22 protein-coding genes are annotated in these 22,654 nt (G+C 68.1%); 9 read left to right on the top strand and 13 right to left on the bottom strand.

Translation table 11 applies throughout. From position 1 onward, the window contains the following. Positions 1-86 precede the first annotated feature (86 nt). Positions 87-923: a YihY/virulence factor BrkB family protein gene (locus tag OEZ60_RS08700; RefSeq protein ID WP_263335145.1), complete on the top strand. Its 837-nt coding sequence runs from the start codon at positions 87-89 to the stop codon at positions 921-923. On the opposite strand, the gene OEZ60_RS08695 is transcribed toward OEZ60_RS08700, so the two are convergent. From OEZ60_RS08695 to OEZ60_RS08675, 5 genes are all read right to left on the bottom strand, one after another. Next, a complete protein-coding gene (locus tag OEZ60_RS08695) occupies positions 917-4,453 on the bottom strand; it encodes a translocation/assembly module TamB domain-containing protein (protein WP_263335143.1) in 3,537 nt (1,178 codons plus the stop codon). The genes OEZ60_RS08700 and OEZ60_RS08695 overlap by 7 nt on opposite strands. After that, positions 4,453-6,183 carry an autotransporter assembly complex protein TamA gene (locus tag OEZ60_RS08690; RefSeq protein WP_263335142.1) on the bottom strand — a complete coding sequence of 577 codons (1,731 nt, stop codon included), beginning with the start codon at positions 6,181-6,183 and terminating at the stop codon, positions 4,453-4,455. Before OEZ60_RS08690 ends, OEZ60_RS08695 begins: the two co-directional genes overlap by 1 nt. A gap of 216 nt (positions 6,184-6,399) precedes the next feature. Further along, on the bottom strand, positions 6,400-7,434 hold the full coding sequence (locus OEZ60_RS08685) for an ABC transporter substrate-binding protein (protein ID WP_263335140.1): 1,035 nt from the start codon (positions 7,432-7,434) through the stop codon (positions 6,400-6,402). After that, the gene (locus OEZ60_RS08680; RefSeq protein ID WP_263335139.1) at positions 7,404-8,771 is read right to left on the bottom strand and encodes a sensor histidine kinase; all 1,368 of its coding nucleotides are present in this window, start codon (positions 8,769-8,771) and stop codon (positions 7,404-7,406) included. Before OEZ60_RS08680 ends, OEZ60_RS08685 begins: the two co-directional genes overlap by 31 nt. Beyond that, positions 8,768-9,433 (bottom strand): response regulator transcription factor, encoded by a 666-nt coding sequence (locus OEZ60_RS08675; protein ID WP_263335137.1) that lies wholly within the window; start codon positions 9,431-9,433, stop codon positions 8,768-8,770. Before OEZ60_RS08675 ends, OEZ60_RS08680 begins: the two co-directional genes overlap by 4 nt. A 124-nt stretch (positions 9,434-9,557) precedes the next feature. On the opposite strand from OEZ60_RS08675, the gene OEZ60_RS08670 reads away from it, so the two are divergent. From OEZ60_RS08670 to OEZ60_RS08650, 5 genes are read left to right on the top strand one after another with little or no spacing between them, the layout of a single operon-like run. Further along, complete coding sequence (locus tag OEZ60_RS08670) at positions 9,558-10,526, top strand: Bug family tripartite tricarboxylate transporter substrate binding protein (protein ID WP_263335135.1); 969 nt, start codon at positions 9,558-9,560, stop codon at positions 10,524-10,526. Further along, entirely contained in the window at positions 10,523-10,966 is a 444-nt protein-coding gene (locus OEZ60_RS08665) for a tripartite tricarboxylate transporter TctB family protein (RefSeq protein ID WP_263335133.1), read from the top strand. Before OEZ60_RS08670 ends, OEZ60_RS08665 begins: the two co-directional genes overlap by 4 nt. Positions 10,967-10,975: 9 nt before the next feature. Then, entirely contained in the window at positions 10,976-12,496 is a 1,521-nt protein-coding gene (locus OEZ60_RS08660; protein ID WP_263335132.1) for a tripartite tricarboxylate transporter permease, read from the top strand. Beyond that, positions 12,496-13,860 carry a DUF1446 domain-containing protein gene (locus OEZ60_RS08655; RefSeq protein WP_263335131.1) on the top strand — a complete coding sequence of 455 codons (1,365 nt, stop codon included), beginning with the start codon at positions 12,496-12,498 and terminating at the stop codon, positions 13,858-13,860. Before OEZ60_RS08660 ends, OEZ60_RS08655 begins: the two co-directional genes overlap by 1 nt. Next, positions 13,853-14,155 (top strand): DUF4387 domain-containing protein, encoded by a 303-nt coding sequence (locus OEZ60_RS08650; RefSeq protein WP_263335129.1) that lies wholly within the window; start codon positions 13,853-13,855, stop codon positions 14,153-14,155. Before OEZ60_RS08655 ends, OEZ60_RS08650 begins: the two co-directional genes overlap by 8 nt. A 72-nt stretch (positions 14,156-14,227) precedes the next feature. Here OEZ60_RS08650 and idi read toward each other — a convergent pair whose 3' ends face one another. The 3 genes from idi to OEZ60_RS08635 are packed head-to-tail and all read right to left on the bottom strand — an operon-like array spanning position 14,228 to position 15,791. Beyond that, complete coding sequence (gene idi, locus OEZ60_RS08645) at positions 14,228-14,755, bottom strand: isopentenyl-diphosphate Delta-isomerase (protein ID WP_263335128.1); 528 nt, start codon at positions 14,753-14,755, stop codon at positions 14,228-14,230. Then, entirely contained in the window at positions 14,752-15,252 is a 501-nt protein-coding gene (secB, locus tag OEZ60_RS08640) for a protein-export chaperone SecB (protein ID WP_263335126.1), read from the bottom strand. Before secB ends, idi begins: the two co-directional genes overlap by 4 nt. A gap of 59 nt (positions 15,253-15,311) precedes the next feature. Then, positions 15,312-15,791: an FxsA family protein gene (locus tag OEZ60_RS08635; protein WP_263335125.1), complete on the bottom strand. Its 480-nt coding sequence runs from the start codon at positions 15,789-15,791 to the stop codon at positions 15,312-15,314. Positions 15,792-15,911: 120 nt separating this feature from the next. Here OEZ60_RS08635 and OEZ60_RS08630 point away from each other — a divergent pair, with 120 nt between their 5' ends. Genes OEZ60_RS08630 through OEZ60_RS08620 form a run of 3 tightly spaced genes read left to right on the top strand, consistent with a single transcriptional unit; the run spans position 15,912 to position 18,069 of the window. Further along, positions 15,912-16,568 carry a Tim44/TimA family putative adaptor protein gene (locus OEZ60_RS08630; protein WP_263335123.1) on the top strand — a complete coding sequence of 219 codons (657 nt, stop codon included), beginning with the start codon at positions 15,912-15,914 and terminating at the stop codon, positions 16,566-16,568. Continuing rightward, positions 16,568-17,491 (top strand): murein transglycosylase A, encoded by a 924-nt coding sequence (gene mltA, locus OEZ60_RS08625; protein WP_263335122.1) that lies wholly within the window; start codon positions 16,568-16,570, stop codon positions 17,489-17,491. The genes OEZ60_RS08630 and mltA overlap by 1 nt, the downstream gene beginning before the upstream one ends. Continuing rightward, complete coding sequence (locus tag OEZ60_RS08620) at positions 17,488-18,069, top strand: Smr/MutS family protein (protein WP_263335120.1); 582 nt, start codon at positions 17,488-17,490, stop codon at positions 18,067-18,069. The genes mltA and OEZ60_RS08620 overlap by 4 nt, the downstream gene beginning before the upstream one ends. Here the strand turns inward: OEZ60_RS08620 and OEZ60_RS08615 are convergent. The 5 genes from OEZ60_RS08615 to trxA form a co-directional block, all read right to left on the bottom strand. After that, complete coding sequence (locus OEZ60_RS08615; protein ID WP_263335119.1) at positions 18,066-19,199, bottom strand: alpha/beta hydrolase; 1,134 nt, start codon at positions 19,197-19,199, stop codon at positions 18,066-18,068. The genes OEZ60_RS08620 and OEZ60_RS08615 overlap by 4 nt on opposite strands. 47 nt (positions 19,200-19,246) lie before the next feature. Further along, positions 19,247-20,548: an ATP-dependent protease ATPase subunit HslU gene (gene hslU / locus OEZ60_RS08610; RefSeq protein WP_263335117.1), complete on the bottom strand. Its 1,302-nt coding sequence runs from the start codon at positions 20,546-20,548 to the stop codon at positions 19,247-19,249. Then, complete coding sequence (locus OEZ60_RS08605) at positions 20,545-21,636, bottom strand: hypothetical protein (RefSeq protein WP_263335115.1); 1,092 nt, start codon at positions 21,634-21,636, stop codon at positions 20,545-20,547. The genes hslU and OEZ60_RS08605 overlap by 4 nt, the downstream gene beginning before the upstream one ends. Next, a complete protein-coding gene (gene hslV / locus OEZ60_RS08600; RefSeq protein ID WP_263335113.1) occupies positions 21,629-22,186 on the bottom strand; it encodes an ATP-dependent protease subunit HslV in 558 nt (185 codons plus the stop codon). The genes OEZ60_RS08605 and hslV overlap by 8 nt, the downstream gene beginning before the upstream one ends. Before the next feature lie 110 nt (positions 22,187-22,296). Further along, complete coding sequence (gene trxA, locus OEZ60_RS08595; RefSeq protein ID WP_263335112.1) at positions 22,297-22,617, bottom strand: thioredoxin; 321 nt, start codon at positions 22,615-22,617, stop codon at positions 22,297-22,299. Positions 22,618-22,654: the final 37 nt, after the last annotated feature.

Raw genomic sequence — 22,654 nt, 5'->3', positions numbered from 1 at the left:
GGCCGCCAGCGGCGATCCGGCCTGCGGGTTGCCGACGGGCTCGGGACGGGCGAACATACCGGTGCGGCGGCAGAACGGGGACGACGATGGCCACCACCACGGTCTACATCATGCAGCTGATCCTCGCGGTCTGGAACGCGATGGATGATCGCCATCTCGGGCTGATCGCGGCCGGCGTCGCCTTCTACATGATGTTCGCGCTCTTCCCCGGCATGGCTGCCACGATCGCGATCTGGGGCTTCTTTTCCGACCCGGCGGTGATGCGCGAATACCTCGGTTCGGTGAGCCACCTGATCCCGGCCGCCGCCTATGGGCTGATCGAGGCGCAGCTCAATTCCTTGCTTCTCGCCACGCCGAAGACGCTTGGCTGGACCACGGCCATCTCGCTCGCCATCGCCTTTTATTCGATCCACAACGGCGTGGCGGCGCTCATCTCCGGGCTCAACGCGATCCATGTCCGCCGGCACCGGCCAGGCCTCATGCGCTGGCTGGTCTCCATCGGTATGACGTTCGCTCTGATCGCGGTCTTTCTCACCGCGCTCGCGACCGTCGTGATGGTGCCGGTGATCCTCAATTTTCTCGAACTCGGTCCGGTCGAGGGGTTCATCCTGCGCTACCTGCCCTGGACGGCGATGTTCCTCGTCGTTCTCATCGTGCTCGGCCTCTTCTACCGCTGGGGGCCGACGATGGACACGGCACCGCATTCGTGGATCACGCCTGGCGGGTTGCTCGCCGCGATCCTCTGGGCCGCGGCGTCGATGGCCTTCTCGGTCTACCTGGAGAATTTCGGCGCCTATAACCGGATCTACGGTTCGATCGGCGCGGCGATCGCGCTTCTGATGTGGCTCTATATCTCGGCCTTCATCGTGCTTCTCGGCGCGGCGGTGAACGAGGAACACGACCGGCTGAGACGCCTTCAGTAATCGCGCTCCCAGAAGACGCCGATGCCGGTTCCGCCCTTGGAATCGACCGAACCGCGCGCCTTCAGGCCTTTCCGGATCTCGAAGTTGAGGTTGATCTCGCTCTTGCCACCCGAGCCGATCTCGACATCGGTGTAGAGCCGCTCGGAGACGTATTTCCCGGCGCGAAGCGCACCGGTGCCGTCTTCCGCCGCCGTCACGTCGAGATCGTCGAGCCCGATGCCGCCGCGCAGCCGAGACACCAGGCCTTCGCCGCCACCCCCCGCCAGCGTGGCGATCGCCGAAGCGAGCTGCGCCGCCTGGAAGGGCGAGAGATTGTCGAGGCCGCGCCCGAACAGAAGCTGCGCCACGACCTCTTCCTCGGGCAGCTCGGGCGAGGAGAGGAAGTGGATCTCTGGTTCGGAGGCCTCTCCTTCGATCACGATCGTCGCGGTGATGCCGTCGCTTTCGCTCGACGCCGCGAAGCGGACATAGGGGGTCAGCGCGCCCTGCAGCTCCACCAGTCCCTCGTCGATGCTGAACCGCTTGCCGAGAATGTCGAGCCGGCCGCGGATGAGATCGAATCGCCCCGACGGCACGATATTGGCGGTGGTTCCGGTCAGCCGCAGCGTGCCGCCCAACTCGGCATCGAGTCCGCGGCCGCGCACGAAGATCCGGCCCGGGGCCGAAACCGTGAGATCGACATTGTAGACCGGCCCGCCTTCGCGGCGCTCGCTGGACGGACCAGCCATCTTCCGGGTGTCGCGCACCGCGGCGGGATCGTTGACATGGCGCAGCCCGGTAAGGGTGGGTCGGCTGCCGAAACCGGTCGAAGGGATGCGGACCTCGGTGCGGTCCAGGTTGATCGCCCCGGCGATCGTGGCGCCGCCGAGGAACGGGCCGGCGATCGAGACAGTGCCGTCGATGAAGGTCTCGTAGAGATCGGGATCGCGAAGCCGGACGCCGGCAAGCCGGAGCGCGAGATCGCCCTGGAAGGGCGGCGTCAGCGCCACCGGGCCCGAGACTTCGATCCGCCCGCCGCCGCGGACATTGGCGCCGCCCGAAAGGTTGGCGCGGCCTCCGGCGAGATCGGCGGCGACGTCGAGCCCTTCCATCTCGAACCCGAAGGTCGGGGCCACGAGCCGGGCGCCGGACAGGGCGATCCGGCCCTGGAGGGATTCAAGGCGGACCGGGCCGCTCAGGCGCAGGTCGAAGCTGACCGGCCCGTCGATGTTGCGCGGCGCGAGAAGCGGGTTGAGGATCGCCGATTGCGTACCGCCCCGAATGCCGACGTCGGCGGTGCTGAGGTCCCGCGCGATGCGCCCGGCGATCTCGGCCGACGTGGCGCCAGGACCGTTGCCGGAAAGGTCGACATCGTATCCGTCGGCGGATTCGGTGACGCGGCCCTCGAGGGTCAGGGGGCCGGGGAAGCCGGGCGCCAGAAGCGCCATGTCGTTGAGCCGTGCCGCGATGTCGACCCGCCGAACGTCATCCTCGATGCTGCCCGTCGCCTCCAGCCGGAGCTGCGGGTTGTCGAGTTCGAACGTATCGATTTCGACCCGGCCTTCCTCCTCGGCGATCGACAGGCTGAGTGTCGAGGCGCCCGCAAGAAGGCGGTCGGCAGTGGGCTCGCCGATACCGAGGCCGCTGGCCGAGGCGTCGAGCGTGATCTGGCGGCGCTTGCCGGTCCCGATGAGCCGGGCGTCCGCTTTCATCGCGCCGCGATACTTCGCCCCGAGTGCGCCAAGATCGGCGAAATCGAGTGTCGCGGTCACGTCGCTCGCCTCGCTGCCCAGATGGCCCGAGGCCGAGGCGATCAGCGTGGTGGCGGACAGGTCGAGGCTGCGTATCTCGATCCCCTCGGTGCCGCGGCTGACCGAGGCGGTGACCGTGGCGAGGCCTTCGAGCAGCCGGTCGAGCTCGGCCTGGCCGGCGCTGAGATTGCGCCCCTCGATCCGGCCTTCGAGGTCGAAGACCCCGGAAAGAAGACCGGTGGAACCCGAGACCTCGAGGTTCGCCGCCCCGCCGAGCTGACGCCCCGCGAGGCCGGAGAACCGGCCCATGTCGGCGACCTCGGCGGTGACCCGACCGCCGAGCGTGAGGCCCTTGTCGGTGGTCTCGATGTTGAAGCCGCCGCTGGCGCCGTAGCCCTGCCCCTCCACGTCGAAGGACGGGATGGAGAGAGGCTCACCCCCCTGCCAGTGAAACATGATCTTGCCGGCAAGATCCGGTCCGACGGCACTGGCGAGTGCCGGATCGGTGGGTTCGATCCCGTTGGCCGCGAACCCGACATGACCGCCGACGCGGGTCACGCCGACACCGTCCGAACCGGGCCGGCCGATCCGCCCCGATCCGTCGAGCGAGACCGCGGCAATGGTCAGGTCGGCGCGGCGAAGACCATGAAGGTCGCCAGTGAGTTTCCAGCCGTCGCCCCTTTCCGCGCTGTAGCGCAGGCTGAGTTCGGCGGCGCGCAGATATGTCTTCTGGCCCGGCAGCGGCAGCAGCACCTCGCTGCCGTCGGTAAGGCCGATCCGGGTGGTCAGCGCCATCTGCAACGGCAGACCCGAGGGGGCGAGCGAGAGCCGGCCGCTGACATCGACACCGCGTGAACCGATCACCAGCCGCGTCAGGTCAAGCTGGCCGGAGGGTGCGCGCCTTCCCTCGGCTTCGAGTGTGACATCGGGGCCGAAGAAGTCCTGGTATTCCGGCAGGAGCAGCGGCGCGATGTCGCCGCCGAGTGCGGCCCGGAACCGCCGCTCGGCAACGCCGTCTTCCGTGGCCACGGCAAGCAGCTCCACCTGGCCCTTGAGGCGCGGCGCACCGTCGGTCGAGAGCGTGATGTCGGTGCGGAAATCGTCGATGATGCCATCGCCGGCGATCGCAAGCTCGATCGAGGGCTTGCCCGGGAGCCCGATCAGGTTGGCGGCGATCCCGTCCGCGGCCTCGGCGACGAGCAGGTCGAGCGTCGCCTTGCGGGTCTCGTTGGCATAGCTGCCGGTCAGCGAGACCCTGCCCTCGCGCCCGTCGATCCGGGTGACGTTCAGATCAGCCGAGTCTTCGCCGCCAGCAAGCTGCATCGTCCCGTCGAGCGAGACTTCGGCGGCGGCGCCGAACAGCGCCTCGCCGAGCACCACGCGGTCGGCGTGGAGCTTGCCGATCGACACGCTGACCGGCAGTTCCGGCAGCGCGAAGCCCGAGGCCTCGGTCCGGCTCTTGCCCGACGAGGGCCGACGCGGCAGCTCGATCACCTCGGCGGTCATCTCGCTGATCTCGACCCGGCCCCGCAGGAGGGCGGACCGTTTCCAGCCGATCGCGCCGCCACGGATCGTCAGCCACACGCCATCGGCATCGGCGATCGTCATCTGATCGAACGTCGCGCGCGAGGACAGCGCGCCGGCGAAACCGTCGATCCGCACGGTGCGGCCGAGGCCGGAGAGGTTGTCCTCAAGAAAGCCGGTCAGGAAGTCGCGGTCGCGCTCGGGGCTCTCTTCCTCCTGTGCCGGGGCGGCCAGAGGCAGGAGCGCGACCAGAAGGGAAAGAAGAAGCCGCCGCATCAGAAGGCCTGCCCGATGCCGACGTAAAGCTGAACACCGCCACCCGTGCCGCCCGAGACCGGCAGGCCGACATCGAACCGGATCGGCCCGATGCCGGTGTCGTAGCGCACGCCGAGACCGGCGCCGGCATGCCAGTTGCCGGTGCCGCCAAAAAGCCCGTCGTCGCTGATGTAGCCGGCATCGTAGAAGGCCACGCCGCCGATCTTCTCGGTGATGCCGGCGCGCACCTCTCCCGAGAGGCCGGCGAAGCTCAAGCCGCCGGTCTCGATCGTCGTGGTGGGCGAGGTCGGTACCGACACGCCGAGCGACTGGTAGGGCTGGCCGCGTACGGTGCCGCCGCCGCCAGAGAAGAACAGGTAGCCAGGAGGCGTCTCGGCGAGCGCTGAACCAACCACGGTGCCGAGCTGAACCCGGCCGGCAAGCACGACCCGGTCCTTGGCGCCGAAACCGCGATAGGTGCGCGCGTCACCCAGGAAATAGGCGCCCGAGCCGGTGCTGCCCATGCCGTAGAACGGGGCGAGATCCGCATCGAAAAAGTAGCCCTTGCGCGGGTCGAGCGGTTCGTCGCGATTGTCCCAGGTGAGTGAGAGCGGCAGAGCGAACGCGCTGAAATCCAACTTGTTGCCGAAGGGATCGGTCACGCGCGAGGCGATATAGGACAGCCCGGCCTCGGCGCTCAGCCTGTCGCTCAGCACGCGCGTCAGGCCGAAGGTCACTTCAAGAGTATCGACGTCGAGGTCGAGAAGCTCGGTGCGTTCCGCGCGTGCTTCGAAGAACGCGGTGGCATCTGTCACCGGGGTCGCGGGCCGGTCGATGCGGACGCCGAGATTGTAGCCGGGGCTGACGTCCTGGCCGCCGATCTGATCGACTGCGCCTTCGAGGCGCAGCCGCTCGCCGCCGCCGAAAAGGTTGCGGTGCAGCCAGTAGCCAGAGAGATTGAGGCCGTCGCTCGTGGAGGCTTCGGCACCGAAGCCGAAACGGCGCAACGGCGCCTCGGCGACGACCAACGCCGCGTCGAGCGTGTCTCCGGGGCCAAGCGTTTCGGCTTCGGTCAGGGCGACGGTGCGGAAGACACCAGTCCGGCGCAGCCGCGTCGCGACGGTGTTCATCTCTGCGGGGTCGTAGACCTCGCCGGTCGGGAAGCCGGCGATCCTTTCGATCCGGCGGGGATTCATCCGCTCGTAGCCCGATATCGTCATCTTGCCGAAACGGACGCGCGGTCCGGGGGCAAGCAGGATCTCGGAGTCGACCGACGCTTCGCGGTGGTCGGCGATGACGGTCTGGTCTGCGACCCCGGCCTTGGCGTGGCCGACGTTGCGCCAGCCTTCGACGCCGGCCTCTGCGGCGGCGACGATGGCGGTGGAGCGGGCGGGCTCTCCGTCACGATAATCGGGCGGAAGCTTGGTGCCCGGCGCATAGGGGCGCATCCGCGCCTTGGCAAAGCGGAACTGCGGGCCGGGTTCCACGGTGATGCGGATCTCGCGGATCGTCTCGGGCGCGTCGAGCGGCGCGATCCTGGCGGCCTCCTGGCCGTCGACGGCGATCCGGATCACGCCGGAATAGCGTCCCTCGGCGTAGAGCGTGCCGAGAAGCCGACCGTAATCGGCGCGCGCGGCGGCGAAGAGCGCCTGGGCGTCGCCCTGCTTTTCGCGCTCGGCCTGCAAGACAAGCGATGCCGCGCGGAGCGCGTCGGTCAGGCTCTCGTCGGCGCCCGGCGCGGCAAATACCACGCGGTCAAGCGCGTGCGCCGGAAGGGAGGCAGTCAGAAGTGCCAGCCCGCCGATCGCCCATCGGCCATTCCGCAAGAGCCGCCCTGCCTGTCGCCTCACCCGTTTCCCCACACCCGAAAGCCTTACCTGCACATTCCTTGCAGCAATCATCGGCGATTTCCAGCGCAGTCCGACAACGCGCGCGTCTTTTGGCGCATCCGCTGCCACTGTGCGCGGTCAGTTCTGCTGAAGCGCCGCAGCCCATTCGTCCAGGAACGCCTGCCGCTTGATCGCGTCGAGGAAGACCAGAAGGCCGGGGTCGAGGCGCATCGGCCGGAGATGCGGGCCACGCGACAGCGCGACCTCGTCGATCGGCGGCAGGCCGGCCTCCTCGCCGACGAGCCGCCGGCCCTCGGCGCCGAGAAGGAAATCGAGAAACCCGCCGCCCAGCGCGGGATCGGGCGCGCCGACCGGGATGAGCCCGGTGCGCAGGAGCGTCAGCGTGTAGTCCTCCAGCTCGACCACCGCCGCGTCGTCGTCGCTGGCGAGCCGCGGCCCGGCATAACTGCCGAGCACATTGTAGGCGAGCGCGAGCCGGCCCTGTTCCAGGTCCGTGATCATCGCGTTCGACGAGGTGTAAAGCCGTGGCGCGAGGCCGCCCATCACCTCGGCGAGGCGCCAGAAACTGTCGGACTGCCGCGCGTCCTGCGTGGCGAAAAGGTAGCCCGCACCGGAGAGTTCGGGATCGTAGGTTCCGATCCGGCCGCGGAACCGCTCGGGATCGTCGCGCAGCATGTCGATCAGGTCGCGCCGAGTCTGCGGCAGGGAAAGGCCGCCGATCGCCCGGCGCGAGGCGATCAGCACGACGTTTTCCTGTGCGAAGGCAAAGAGCCGGTCCTGCCAGTGCGCCCAGCCCGGCAACGCATCGGTGGCGGCAGAGCGGTAGGGAGCAGCGAAGCCGTCATTGGCAAGTTTCATCTGCAGATCCATTGCCGAGGAGATGACGAGGTCGAAGGCCGCGCTCTCGTCATGGATCGCGGCGAAGACCTCCTGCGAATTGGCGACCGTGTAGTGGACTTCGACATCCGGAAAACGCTTCTGGAACGCCGCGATCACCGGTTTCAGGACGCCCGTGTCGGTGGTCGACAGGATTGCCAGCTCGCGTCGTTCGGTGCCGGGCGCGGGAAAGCGTACCTCTTCCTCGACGGTGAATCCGGCGGCCGAGCCGGCGATGCCGAGGATCAGGCCGAGGGCAAGTAGAGCCGCGCGCATGTGCCGCCTCCTTCGCGTTCGGTGAGGTCAAAACGCCCGCCATGGGCTGCGGCGACCTCGGCGACGATGGTCAGGCCGAGGCCAGATCCGATCACGTCGCGCGCGTTCTCTCCTCGCGCGAAGCGCTTGGTGAGCCGCCCCGGTTTCTGGCCCGACAGTCCGCGGCCCCGGTCGGCGACCTCGATCAGCACCGGATCGCCCGGGCGGAGCGCCAGATCGATCATGGTTTCCGGGGGCGAATACTTGATCGCGTTGTCGATGAGATTGCGAAGCGCCGCCTCGATCAGGGCGCGGTCGCCCTGCACACGCGCCGGTTCGGCGGTGACGCGCAGAGTCAGGTCTTTGAGGTCGGCCGTGGGCAGGAACGCATCGGCCTGGGCGGCGAGGAGCTTCGCGAGATCCACGCTTTCGTCCGCGAGCCGGTCGGAGCGGGCGACGACGGTGGCATGGTCGAGAAGTTGGCCCGCTGAACGGCTGCTTTCCTCGACCGCGCGGATCACCGCGCGGAGCGACTCGCGCATCTCCTCCGACTGGCTCTGGCGCAGGGCGATCTCGGCCCGGGCGCGGACCGTGGCCAAGGGCGTGCGGATATGGTGGGCCGCCTCGGCGATGAAGGTCTCGGTCCGGGCAAGCGCGCCGCGCAGCCGGGCGATGAAGCCGTTCAGCGCGGTGATGAGCGGCCTGAGCTCCACCGGTGTCGGATGATCGACGGCGCGCAGGTCCTGCGGGCCCCGCCGCGCCACTGCGGCGGCAAGCCGGTTGATCGGGCCGAGCACGCTGCCCGCTGTGAGCAGCGACAGAGCTGCCGCCAGTACGAAGGATCCGAGCCCGATCGCGGCGGCGCGCTGGGCGACGCGCTGGGCGATCGCCTCCTGCCCCTGCCGGGTCTGGGCGACCATGACGAGCACCGGCACCGGCTTGCGCGCCACCAGCACCATGCGGGCGACCGCGGCGACGCGGACCTCGGTGTCGCGATAGGGCGAGGTGTAGAAGACCGGCGCCACCGCCGCGCCAGCCTCGGGCGGTAGCGGCAGGTCGTCATACCCGGTCAGTGTGAGCCCGCGTGCGTCGATCCGGTAGAACACCCGGTCGGCCGAGATCGAGCCGAGGATCGAGAAGGCCTCGTAGGGCAGATCGACGCTGACCCCGTCATCCCCGCCTTGCAGGCTCTCGGCGATGGCCAGTGTCGCCGCGCCGAGCACGCCGTCCTGGCTCGCCTCGGCTGCCTGGTCGGCGACCGTGCGGACGGTGAAATAGAGAACGATGGCAAGCACGGCGGCGATGCCCAGAAGCTGCAGGACCAGCCTGAGGCGTAGGGAAAGCGGTGCGCGCCTCATTCCGCGGTCAACCGGTAGCCGAGGCCGCGCACCGTCTCGATCCGCGCGCCGGAGCCTTCGAGCTTCTTTCTCAACCGCGCGACATAGACCTCGATCGCGTTGTCGGTGACGCTTTCGGCGTAGGAAAACAGCCGGTCGCAGATCTGCGATTTCGAAAATATGCGCTCTGGCGCGGCGAGAAGGATTTCGAGAAGCCGGAGTTCGCGGTTCCTAAGTTCCCGCATCTCGCCGCTGACGACGAGGCTTGCGTTGAGCGGGTTGAAGGTGAGCCCGGCATAGTGCTGCACGGTTTGCAGCGCATTGCCGCGCCGCCGCAGCACGGCTCGGCAGCGGGCCTCAAGCTCGGCGAAATCGAAGGGCTTGGTGACGTAGTCGTCCGCCCCGAGGTCGAGCACGTCGACCCGGTCCGACACCTCCGCGCGCGCGGTCATCACGATGATCGGCGTATCGCGCCCCGAGCGGCGCTCGCGGCGCAGGAAGTCGCGGCCGTCGCCGTCGGGCAGCGAGATGTCGAGCAGGATGAGGTCGTAGGATGCCGCCGCGAGGCAGTCGCCCGCCTCGGCGAGCGAGGCGGCGGGATCGACCGCATGGCCGTCAAGCCGGAGCCGCTCGGCAACCGACTGTGCCAGATCGGGATTGTCCTCGACGAGAAGGAAGCGCAAGGCACCCACCCCCTGGTGACAGGTTGCTGTCAGCTTTTCAGCGAATCGTGGGTCTTGCAAGGGGATCGGCACCGCGCCGCTTTGGCGTGCGTGTCCGGAAAGAAAACACACACGGGAGGAATACATGACATTCAGGGCAATGAAGGTGTTCGGCACGAGCGCCGCGATCGGTCTCATGGCGGCCTCGTCGGTCTGGGCGACCGAATGCATCGCGCCGGCCAATCCGGGCGGCGGCTGGGACTTCACCTGCCGCCAGGTCGGCAAGATCCTGTTCGACATCGGTCAAGTCGACCAGCCGGTGCAGGTTACCAACATGGCCGGTGCGGGCGGCGGGCTCGCCTTCTCGACCGTGGTCAACGAGCGCAACACCGACGAGGACCTCATCATCGCCGCATCTTCTGCAACGACGACGCGGCTCGCGCAGAACGCCTATGGCGGGGCGACCGCCGATCAGGTGCGCTTCGTCGGCGCGATCGGCGCCGATCCCGGCGTGATCGTGGTCGCGGCCGACAGCCCGTTCCAGACGCTCGGCGATCTCGTCGAGGCGGTCAAGGCCGATCCGGGCTCGGTCGCCTTCGCGGGCGGATCGGCGGCGGGCGGCTTCGACCACATGAAGCCCCTGCAGGTGCTGAAGGCCGGCGGCTTCACCGACATCACCAAGGTCAAGTATATCGGCGTCGATGGCGGCGCCGACGCGATCACCCAGACCGTCGGCGGCTTCACCCAGGCGATGACCGGCGACATGTCCGAGATCGTCGGCTTCATCAAGTCGGGCGAGGTCCGGGCGCTCGCGGTCCTGACCGAGGAGCGGGTGCCGGGCTTCGAGGACATCCCGACCGCGAAGGAGCAGGGCTTCGACGTCGTCGCGGTGAACTGGCGCGGACTCTATGTGCCGAAGGGCATTTCTGACGAGGCCTTCGCCAAATGGGCCGGGCGGCTTCAGGCCGTGGCCGACAGCGCCGAGTGGAAAGAGGCGATGGCGGCGAACGGACTCGCGCCCTTCACCAAGGTCGGCGACGATTTCCAGAGCTGGATCGATCAGGTCGTGGCCGACACGACCGAGCTTTCCAAGGAAATCGGAGTGATCCAGTGATCACCGGCGACCGGATCTTCGGTCTGGTCGTGATCCTCGTGGCGCTGGCCTATGTCGCCAGCGCCACGCAGATCCAGGTCAGCTTCCTTGCCGACCCGGTGGGATCGAAGACCTTCCCCTACATCATCGGCACGATTGGCGCGATCTGCGGCCTCTACATGGTGATCCGTCCCGATCCGGACCCGGAATGGCCCGACCTGCCGACGCTCGGCCGGCTCGGCTTCGCGCTCCTGGCGCTCGTCGCCTATGCCTACATGCTGAAGCCCCTGGGCTTCCTCATCCCGACAGCCATCGTCGCGGCGATCCTGAGCTACCAGATCAGTCCGCGACCCCTGCCCGCGATCCTCTCCGGCCTCGGCCTCTCGGCCGGGCTCTACGTGGTCTTCAAATTCCTCCTTGGGCTCAGCCTCACCGGCCTGCCCAAGGTCATCATGGGCTGAGACAACGTCATGGACCTTATCTCCAACCTCGCGCTCGGCTTCTCGATCGCGCTGTCGCCTTGGACGCTGATGCTTGCCGTGATCGGCGCCTTCGTCGGTACCATCATCGGCGCCTTGCCGGGCCTCGGCCCGTCGAACGGCGTGGCGATCCTCATTCCCCTGGCCTTCACAATGGGCCTTGATGCGACCTCGGCGCTGGTGCTGCTGACGAGCGTCTATTACGGCGCGATGTATGGCGGGCGGATCTCCTCGATCCTGCTCAACATCCCCGGCGACGAGCCGGCGCTGATGACCACGCTCGACGGCTATCCGATGGCCAAACAGGGGCGCGCCGGCGATGCGCTGGTGATCTCGGGCGTGGCGTCCTTCGTCGGCGCCTTCATCGCTACGATCGGGCTGGCGATCATGGCGCCGATGCTGGCGCGGGTGGCCTATCTCTTTGGCCCGGCGGAGTATTTCGCGCTCTATCTCCTCGCCTTCTGTACCCTCGGCGGCATCGCCTCGAAGAACCAGGCCAAGGCGGCGCTCGCCTCCTGCATCGGGCTCGGCATCGCGATGATCGGGCTCGACAACACGTCCGGCATGCCGCGCTTCACCTATGGCAACCTGCACCTGATGGACGGGGTGGACTTCCTCGTCGCCATCGTCGGGCTTTTCGCCATCGCAGAGGTGTTCTTCTTCATCGAGAGCCACGGCAAGGAAAGCGCCATCGGTGTCAAGCTGGAGAAGATCACCATCCCGGTGAAGGACATCGTCGGTTCGACCGGCGCGATGCTGCGCTCGACCGTAATCGGTTTCTTCGCGGGCGTGCTGCCCGGCGCGGGCGCCTCGCTCGGCTCCTTTATGGCCTATGTGGCGCAGAAGGCGGCCGACCCCGACAAGGCAAGCTACGGCAAGGGCAATCCAAAGGGCGTTGCCGCGCCCGAGGCCGGCAACAACGCCGCGGCCGGCGGCGCGCTGGTGCCGATGCTGACGCTCGGTGTGCCGGGGTCGGGGACGACGGCGGTGCTCCTGGCGCTCCTGATGACGCTGAACATCACGCCGGGGCCGACGCTCTTCACCGACCGGCCCGAGGTGGTCTGGGGTCTCATCGCCTCGCTCCTCATCGCCAATATCGTGCTTCTGGTGATGAACGTGCCGATGGTGAAGATCTTCGTGAAGGTCCTGACCGTGCCGGCCTGGGTGCTTCTGCCGGGCGTCACGATGGTCTCTTTCGTCGGCATCTACTCGCTGACCGGAAGCTACTTCGACCTCGTCCTGATGATCGCCTTCGGCGCCCTTGGCTACGTGCTGCGCAAGCTCGACATCCCGACCGTGCCGGTGATCCTCGGCATCCTTCTCGGCAACCACATGGAGGACAGCCTGCGCCGCGCGATGGTGATCTCGGACGGCGACTGGACCTTCCTCTTCTCCTCGCCGATCTCGATCGGCCTCTGGATTGCCGCCATTGCCGGGTTTGTCGCACCGATCTTCCTGCGCGGGATACTGAAGAAGCCCGAGATCCGCGACGCCGACGAGCTGGTGGACTGATGCAAGAGACACGCGTCCTGATCCCGACCGGCGCCCTGGGCCTCGGCTATGACCGAGCGGCGCTGGCGCGCGGGATCGCGGCGAAGCCGCATATCATCGCCGTCGACGGCGGCTCGACCGACAGTGGCCCGGCCTATCTCGGCCGGGCCGCGTCGAAATACTCCCGCGCCACGACGCGGGCGGAGTGGCGCGACCTGATGCAGGCGCGCGCCGAGGCAGGTGTGCCCCTGATCATCGGCACGGCGGGCACCTGCGGGGCCGATGCCACCGTCGACTGGCTTTTTGACATCACCCGGGACCTGGCGGCGGAGCTGGGCCAGAAACTCACCGTGACCCGGCTCTATTCCGGCCAGAACCCCGCCGAGATCGCCGCCGCCTTCGACGCAGGCCGGATCACCGACCTGCCCGCCGCGCCCGGGATCGACGCCGACACCATCCGCGCCTGCAGCAATATCGTCGCCCTCGCCGGCGCCGAGCAGGTGGCCGCCGCACTCGCCACCGGCGCCGACATCGTCATTGCCGGCCGGACCACCGACACGGCGATCATCGCCGCCCTGCCGATCGCGCGGGGCTGTCATGGGGGCGCCGCCTGGCACGGCGCGAAGATCGGGGAATGCGGGGCGCTTGCCACCACTCACCCCGCCTCGGGCACGATCCTGATCACCTTCGACGGCACCGGCTTCACCGTCGACCCCATGGCCCCTTCCGCCCGTGCCACGCCCTACACGGTCTCGGCGCATATGCTCTACGAGAATTCCGACCCGTTCCTCCTCTACGAACCGGGCGGCGTTCTCGACGTCACTGATGCGACCTATGCCGCGCTCGACGACCGTAGGGTGCGGGTCGAGGGCTCGGTCTGGCGGCCGGGACCCTATACCGTGAAACTCGAAGGCGCCCGCATCGCCGGATACCAGACCGTCAGCCTGACGCTCCTGCGCGACCGCCGCTATGTCGCGAACGCGACTGGCTGGGCGGCCGAAGTCGCGGCCCGCGCGCGCGCGGATGTGGGCGCGCGGATGGGTCTTGCCGCCGACGCCTTCGAGATCGAACTCAGGCTCATCGGCCGCGACGCCACGCTCGGCCCCCTGGAACCCCCCGGTCCGGTCCCCGCCGAAATCGGCGTCCTCGCCATCGCCACCGCGCCCTCCGAAGCCGAGGCCGCCGAGATCGGCAAGATCCTCAATCCCTATCTCCTGCACCATGCGTTGACCGAGGACGAGCCGATGCCCACCTTCGCCTTCCCCTTCTCGCCCGCCGAGATGAGCCGCGGCGCCCTCTACGAGTTCTGCCTGCACCATGTCATGGCGCTCGACGACCCGATGGCGCCGTTCCGCATCGTCACCGACGAGGTCGGCCATGGTTGAGATCGGCCAGATCGCCGCGAAGGTACGCTCCAAGAATGCCGGCCCGTTCTGGCTGACGATCGACATTTTCTGCCGGAACAGGGTCGATTTCGAACGGATCTCGACCGGCCTTGAAACAGACAGGATCGCCGCCCGCTTCCGCGCCGATCCCGCACTGATCAAGCGCTTCGACATCGCCGAACTGAACGTCGTCAAGCTCTCGCTGCCGCGCCCCGCCGTGCAGGGCACGCGCCCCGACCGCGACATGCACGGCGCCGCCTGGGCCGTGCTCGTCGAGGAGATGGAGGTCGACTGACCCCACTTTCTGTCTGCAAATACTCCGCAGGGGGTCCGGGGGACGCGACGTCCCCCGGCCGCCGGGGCCAGGTCAGGCGCCGAAGATCCGGGCGCGATGCTCGGCCAGGTAGATGCGCAGCCAGGGCGTGAAGCGATCCGGCGACGCCGCAACCTCGGCGACGAGATCGGCGAGGGTGATCCAGCGCACCTCCATCACCTCGTCGCGGTTAGGGGTGACGGTCAGCCCCTTCGGCGCCCGCGCGGTGAAGATGTCGACCACCTCGTGTTCGGTCATGCCGCCGCCGACATCGGCGCGGTACTCGACCTGATCGGCGAAGATCGGCGCCACGCCCTCGATGCCGAGTTCCTCGCGCAGCCTGCGGCTGGCGCAGTCCACCGGCGCCTCGTCCCAATGCGGATGGGTGCAGCAGGTGTTCGCCCAGAGCCCCGGCGTGTGGTACTTGCCGAGCGCCCGGCGCTGGATCAGCACGCGGTCGCCCTCCATCAGGAACACCGACACCGCCTTGTGCCGCAGCCCCCGAAGATGCGCGCCGAGCTTGTCGAAGGGCGCGAGCCGCCCCTCGATCCAGGTCGGGATGAGATCGGCCGCCGCCGTCACGACGGCTGTTCAGCCGCCTTCTGCGCCGCCGCGCGGCGCGCGAGCTCCTGGCGGTAGAGCGCGAGGAAATCGACCGTGTCGATGTTCAGCGGCGGGAAACCGCCATCGCGCGTCACGTCCGAGACGATGCGGCGGACGTAAGGAAACACCATGCGCGGGCATTCGATCAGGAGGAACGGGTGCAACTGCTCCTCCGGCACGCCCTCGACATGGAAGATCGCGCCGTAATCGAGCTCCATCAGGAAGAGCGGCGACTTGTCGGACTTGTTGGTCGAGGTCACCTTGAACTTGGAGACCACCTCATACTGGTTCTCGACCGCGCGCTTGCGGGCGTCGAGGCTGACTTGGACCTGGATCTCGGGCGTCACCTCGCTGGCGCTGATCCCCTTCTGGGCCACGATGTTCTCGAAGGACATGTCGCGGATGAACTGCCCCAGCACGCTCATCTTCACCTGCGGCGCTTCCGTCGTTGCAGCCCCGTTGCCGTTCTCGGCCATGTTCAATTCTCCCAAGGAAATCCGGTTGGCCGCTGGTGTAGCACCTTGGCCCGCGGGCCTCAATGCCGGGTCCAGCCCGAGGGACGGTCCGATATCGGCCGCTCGGAGTCGATCTCGTGATACTCGCCGTCGATCACGTCGGGCCGGTGCGGCTCGCGCCGGGGCGGCATGCCGCCGACGGTGAACCGCTCCACCCGCACACGCGCGGCAAGATAGCGCAGCACCGCCGCCCGTACCGACGGGATCAGGAGCAGGATGCCGACCGTGTCGGTGAAAAAGCCCGGCGTGAGCAAAAGCGCGCCGGCGAAAAGGATCAATGCGCCGTGGGCGATGGGTTCGGTCGGGTCGCGCAGCTCGCCGAGCGCGCCGCGCAGCTGCGCGAGCGCCAGCGCGCCCTGCATCCGCACGAGAAAGCTGCCCGCGATCGCGGTTGCGAGCACAATGGCGAGCGTCCACCAGATGCCGATGATGCCGCCGACCTGAATGAACAGGCCGATCTCGATCATGGGTACCGCGAGGAACGCGATCAGCAGCCACATGGGCCTCTCCTTTCCGGTCCGTGGAGTGGACTTGACCCCACCCGTGACTTACATAGGGGGAACGAAGCAAATATACCAACCCTGCCGCAGTCCGTGCTGCGGCATCAGAGGCGCAGCGAAATGTCCAATGCCCTTATCCAGCTCCTAGTCCTTGCCGGGATCGCGATCTTCCTGATCCTGCGGTTGCGGAGTGTGCTGGGCACCCGCGAGGGCTTCGAGAAGCCGCCGTCGACCGCGCCGTTGCCCGGTGCCCGCAAGGGCAAGTTCGAGGTGATCGAGGGCGGCCCGGACCGCGACATCACCGACCATGTCGAGGAAGGCAGCGATGCCGCGCGCGCACTCGCCGCGATGAAGCAGGTCGAGCCCAGCTTCTCGGTGTCGGAGTTCCTCACCGGCGCCCGTGGCGCCTACGAGATGATTCTTATGGCCTTCGAGAAGGGCGACCTGTCGAAGGTGCAGCCGTTCCTCTCCGAGGAAGTCTATGACACTTTGGCCGAAGTCGTCGCCACGCGCGCCTCGCGCGGGCTGACGGTGACGGCCGAGTTCATGGGCACCCGCGAGGTGTCGGTGCAGCGGGCGGAGTTTGACCGCCGTACCGGCGAGGCCGAGGTGACGGTGCGCTTCGCGAGCGAGCTCATTTCGGCGGCGCGCGACGCGTCCGGCGAGATCGTCGAGGGCAATCCGAACGAGGTGCGCCGCCAGCGCGACGTCTGGACCTTCGCCCGCAAGATGGGTCAAAACGATCCCAACTGGCAACTCGTCGCCACCGGCGAGTGATGCGCGCGGCAAGTCTGCTCGACTTCTCCGGCCTTCCCGGCTGGGCGGCGGACGACCATGCCGCGGCCCTCGCCGCCTATGCCGCGACGGCCGACCTCATCGGCGCCGACTGGCCCACGCCCGCGAGTGGCGATGCCCGCGCCTTCTTCGAGGCCTCTTTCACGCCGGTCGAGATCGGCGCGCTGCCGGGCCTCCTGACCGGTTACTACGAGCCCGAGATCGAGGGCCGCGCCCGAAGGGGTGAAGGCTTCGACCATCCGCTCTACGCGCCGCCCGCCGATCTGCCCGCCAACCAACCCTGGTTCAACCGGGCCGAAATCGAGGCGGGCGATCTTCTGGCCGGGCGCGAGTTGGTGTGGCTCGCCGATCGGGTCGAAGCTTTCCTTGCCCAGGTTCAGGGCTCGGTGCGGGTGCGACTTGAGGACGGATCCGTGCGCCGCTTCGGCTTCGCCGCCAAGAACGGCCAACCCTACCGCTCCATCGGGCAGGAGCTGACCCGCCGCGGCGCGGGCGGGCCGGATGATGGCATCACCGCCGACGGCATTCGCGCCTGGTGCCGGGCGCATCCGGACGAAACCCCGGCGCTGCTGCGCCACAACCCCTCCTTCGTCTTCTTCCGCGAACTTGACCTGCCGCCCGACAGCGGCCCGATCGGTGCGATGGGGCGGCCGGTCACGGCGCTCCGCAGCCTCGCCGTCGATCCCGAGCATATTACGCTCGGGGCCCCGGTCTGGGTCGAGGGTGGCGACTTCGCGACGCTGATGGTGGCGCAGGACACCGGCAGCGCCATCAAGGGCGCGCAGCGCGGCGACATCTTCTGCGGCACCGGTATCGAGGCCGGGCACCGGGCCGGCGACATGCGGATTTCAGGCAGGTTAGTGACGCTTTTGCCGCGTAAAATGGCCGAAAGGCTTGCCCGGTGAGCCGCCGCCCGCGCGGGCTCAGCCCGGAGGAGAAGGAGCTTTGGAGCCGCGTCGCCGCCTCGGCCCGCGCGATGCGGCCCGGCAAGGTGAGACCGGACGAGGCCGAGGCGAAGCCGAAGCCGCGAAAGCCGCATCCGACCCCTCTGGATTTCCGCATCGGCGAGACGGCGCGACCTCTCTCGGTGGCGCATGACCTCGTTCCCGCGCTTGAAGAGCGGCTCGCGGCGCAGCCCTTGCGGATGGACCGGCGCACGCACCAGCAGATGCTGCGTGGCAAGCTGCAGCCCGAGGCACGGATCGACCTCCACGGCATGACGCTGGCCGAGGCTCATCCCGAGCTGATCCGTTTCATCCTCAACGCGCAGGCGGCGGGCAAGCGGATGGTGCTGGTGATCACAGGCAAGGGCAAGATGCGCGACGATCCCGGTCCGATCCCGCAGCGGATGGGCGTACTGCGTCACCAGCTGCCGACTTGGCTGACCCAACCGCCCCTTGGCGCGGTTGTGCTGCAAATCGCTCCCGCGCATCTGAAGCACGGCGGCGGCGGCGCCTTTTACGTCTACCTGCGCCGCTTCTAGGGCTGGATCTGCGAGATCGCGGTCACCGGGGACAGCACAACCTGTGTCGCGTTCTGCACCGTCAGCACCGCGCCGGGCAGCAGCCCCGTCCGGCCCGTCCGGTCCTGCGCGAAGGCGCTGTCGACATCGGCGAGCTGGCCGAGAATCGCGATGAGCGCCGGAGATTCGCCGGGGTTGAAATGGCCCGATCCCTCGGAGAACGCGGTGGTGTCGAGCAGCGTCACCTTGAGATCCGCAAGCTCCGCAACATCTCCGACATTGCCGAGCCGGTCGCGCTGCCCAGTGAGCCGTGCCGAGAGGGCCAGAGCCTTGTCCCGCTTTGAGGTGAAGATCACGAAGGGCTGCGGCAGTTCGCCGATCCGTTGAGCCTGCGCGCGGAACACGTCGACGTCGATGTCGGGTGAGACGAGCATCACGCCCGACACCCGGTCGAGCAGCTTGCCCTCGTCCTTGAGCGCGAGCTGGCGCAGCGTCTCCATCGTCAGCGACGAACCCATGGAATGCGCGACGATCACGATGCGCTCCGCGCCTGCTGCCGCAACCTCGCGCAGCAGCGTTTCGAGCCCGTCACGCGCGAAGAGCGCGCTGTCCCGGTCGTAGGCATAGCCGAGCGGATTGGCCCGCGATGGCCAGGAGTAATGGACGAGCGTGCCCTCGATGCCGATGTCGGCGCCGATCTGTGCGAGGCGATAGGCGCCCTCGGCGAAGTTGTTGTTAAAGCCGTGGACGAAGACGACCGCCTCGCGCTGTTCGCGCCGGTTGCGGGCAAGTGCGGCGCCGAGATCCGCGCGGAAGCTCCCCGCGTCCGGATAGATCTCTTGCTGGACCGCCACAAAATCCGTCGCCGGATCGGCGGGGCGGTTCGGCTTGGGCCAGGAGATTTCTCCGGCGACATGTTGCGGCGGAATGGCCACGTCGAGCCGGACGAACCGTGTCTCCGGGCTGCGAACCTTGCCGAACGCCTCACCGGTTGCCGGGTCGGCGCCGCGGGTCGTGCCGATAAAAAGCGTCTCTATCCTGCCTGAACTCGCCGCGGCTTGGTTGACCACGACACTGCCGCGCGGCTCGCAGGCCGCGAGCGCCAGGACGACCAGAATAGACGTTACGATCCGCACCTTGCCCGCCTGCATCTGCCACGCGAAATCAATAGTCAAAGCCGCCGGGTCCCGCCAGCGGTTCAGAGCACATAGCGGCTGAGATCGGCCGAGCGGGCGAGGTCGCCGAGGTTCTTCTCGACGAAATCGCCATCGACCGTGACCTTGTCCCCGGCCCGGTCCGGCGCGGTGAACGACAGCTCCTCGAAAACCCGCTCCATCACCGTATAGAGCCGCCGCGCGCCGATGTTCTCGACGCTGCGGTTGACCTCGGCGGCAATGTGCGCGAGCGACCGGATGCCGTCCTCGGAGAAGTCCACCGTGACCTCCTCGGTCGCCATCAGCGCCGAATACTGCCGGGTCAGCGCATTGTCGGTCTCGGTGAGGATCCGGACGAAATCCTCTTCCGTCAGCGCGCGAAGCTCCACCCGGATCGGCAGCCGGCCCTGCAGTTCGGGCAGGAGGTCCGAGGGCTTGGCGATATGGAAGGCGCCGGAGGCGATGAAGAGAATGTGGTCGGTCTTCACGGCCCCGTATTTCGTGCTGACGGTGGTGCCCTCGATCAGGGGCAGGAGGTCGCGCTGCACACCCTCGCGGCTGACATCGGCGCCGCGGGTCTCGGCGCGGGCGCAGACCTTGTCGATCTCGTCGAGAAAGACGATGCCGTTTTCCTGCACAGCCTCGAGCGCCGCAAGCTTGACCGCCTCGTCATCGAGAAGCTTGTCGGCCTCCTCGGAGATCAGCAGATCGTAGCTTTCGGCCACGGTCAGCTTCTTGCGGGTACGTCGTCCGCCGAAGGCCTTGCCGAAGATGTCGCCGAGATTCATCATCCCCATGCCCTGCTGGCCCGGCAGGTCCAGCATCGGCATCTGCGGCGCGGCCTCGGCAACCTCGAGCTCGATCACGGTGTTGTCGAGCTCGCCCTTCTTCAGCCGTGTCCGGAACATCTCGCGCGTCTTCTCGCGGGCGTCCGCGCCGGCGATCGCCTCGATCACCCGCTCCTCGGCGGCCTGGTGGGCGCGGGCCTTGACCTCCTCGCGCATCCGCTCGCGGGTCTCGATCATCGCGGTGTCCATCAGGTCGCGGATGATCTGCTCGACATCGCGGCCGACATAGCCCACCTCGGTGAACTTCGTCGCCTCGACCTTGAGGAAGGGCGCCCTGGCGAGCTTCGCGAGCCGCCGCGAGATCTCGGTCTTGCCGACGCCCGTGGGGCCGATCATCAGGATGTTCTTCGGATAGACCTCCTCGCGCAGGTCGTCCGAAAGCTGCTTGCGGCGCCAGCGGTTCCGGAGCGCCACCGCGACGGCGCGCTTGGCGTCCTTCTGGCCGATGATGAAACGGTCGAGTTCCGAGACGATCTCGCGGGGGGTGAGGTTGGTCATGGGGTCTCCGAGTAAGGCGGCAGCCGGTCCTTGCCGGGAAATGCGGGAAGCGCGCGCATCAGCGCGGCGCGGAGCGGCACCCACCAGGTGCCGAGCACGGTAAAGAAGGAGCCGAGGATGATCAGGATCTTGGCCCAGTCCATCGCATCTGCGAAGCCGTCGCCCGCCACCGCCCAGTAGATCACCGCGCCGATATAGACGATGCCGGCCGTCAGCATCGAGCGGCGGTCGATGACGAGCGCGATCAATGCGAAGACCAGAAGTGCCGCAGATGTGGGCAGGATCGACCCGGGGCCGCCCGCGCCCCAGATATTGCCGGCGATCGAGTTCACCAGCGCAGCGCCCGCCAGAAGGTGCAGCCAGAACGCGGTCGCGGAATGCCGCCCGATCCGGTGCGGGTCCTTCATGTCGAACCACATCGCGCCCAGGAAGGCGCCGATGCCGAAGACGAGCGACGCGGCGGTGAGGTTCGCCCGCGGCAAGAAGCTCTGAGCCCAGGCGTCGAGGTTGCCGAAGCCGCCGCCGGGGTTGTAGCGGGTGAAGAGCGCGTAGGTCGCCATGAGGGCGAAGGCGCCGAAGACGAACATCGCAAAGGGCAGCTTGAAGCGGCGGAACCAAAGCGCCGCGGCGCCCGCCGCGATGGCGGCCGAGGCGAAGGCCACGCCCTTCAGCCCAAAGTCCATCTGGCCGAGAAGCGTCAGGGCCGAGACATAGATTCCGCCGGAATAGGCACTGATCAGCACCATCGACGGCAGGTTCATCCGCCGCTTCAGCGTGAAATACCGGGCCATCCACCAGGCCACTGCGGCGATGATCGCCGGGATCAGGATCAGGATCGTCACGCCGCCGATCACGCCGAGAAGCAGCCCGAGGCCGCCGAGCAGGATCGCAAGGCCGGAGGCGACGAAGATCTCGGCGAAGCCCTTGAAGAACTCGAAGGGCTCGTCCTCCGCCGGCAGCGCCCTGCGCTTGCCCGCCCGGCCATGCGCGAGCGCGGTCACGGCCGCCGCCTGCGCCTCGGTCACGATCCCGGCGGCGACGGCCGCGCGCAGGTCGGTCGGGCCGAAGGTCTTCGGCTCCTCAGCCACGGATCGTCTCCACGGTGAGGTTGCCGTTGGTGTAGACGCAGATATCTGCGGCGATCGCCATCGCCTTCCGCGCGATCTCCTCGGCGGAAAGATCAGTCTCCATCAGCCCCCGCGCGGCGGCGAGCGCGAAGTTGCCGCCCGAGCCGATGGCGGCGACGTCATGTTCCGGCTCCAGCACGTCGCCCGCGCCGGTGACGACGAGAAGCGTCGTGCCGTCGGTGACGATCAGCATCGCCTCGAGCTTCTGAAGGTACTTGTCGGTGCGCCAGTCCTTGGCCAGCTCGACGCAAGCCCGCGTGAGCTGCCCGGGCGCGGCTTCGAGCTTCTTCTCCAGCCGCTCCAGCAGCGTGAAAGCATCTGCGGTGGAGCCGGCGAAGCCCACGACCACGTCGCGGCCGCCGGGGCTGAGGCGCCGCACCTTGCGCGCGGTGCCCTTGATCACGGTCTGGCCGAGGCTCACCTGCCCGTCGCCCGCGACAACGACCTCGCCGCCCCTGCGCACGCCGATGATCGTCGTGCCGTGCCAGCCGGGGAATTTCTCGTCCGCCATCGAAGCCCTCCGTTCGTCCGGTCCTATATGGCGGCACGGCCCGCCGCCCGCAACCGGCGCAACGAAAAGGGCGCCCGAAGGCGCCCCCGTGATCCGTCCCGGTGACGGGATCAGATCGCGGATTCGATCCAGTTCTGCAGCGCCGCCTTCGGGGCCGCGCCGACCTTGTTCGAGATGATCTGGCCGTCCTTGAACATGAACAGCGCCGGAATCCCCCGCACGCCCATCTGGGCCGGCGAATCAGGGTTCTCGTCCACGTTCACCTTCACGATCTTGACCTTGCCGGCGTAATGCTCCGACAGCTCCTCGAGCGCCGGGCCGATCTGCTTGCAGGGGCCGCACCATTCCGCCCAGAAATCGACGACGACGGGGATGGCGGACTGCCGGACTTCGGAGTCAAAGGTGGCGTCGGTGACGGCGACGGTGGCCATATTCAGTCTCCAATTCGGAATGCGTTCGCAAGAAAGT

The organism is Albidovulum salinarum (genome assembly GCF_025673475.1).
Lineage (GTDB): Bacteria > Pseudomonadota > Alphaproteobacteria > Rhodobacterales > Rhodobacteraceae > Albidovulum > Albidovulum salinarum.
Note: the sequence above shows the minus strand (reverse complement) of the source record. Positions and strands in the feature narration are given on the sequence as shown.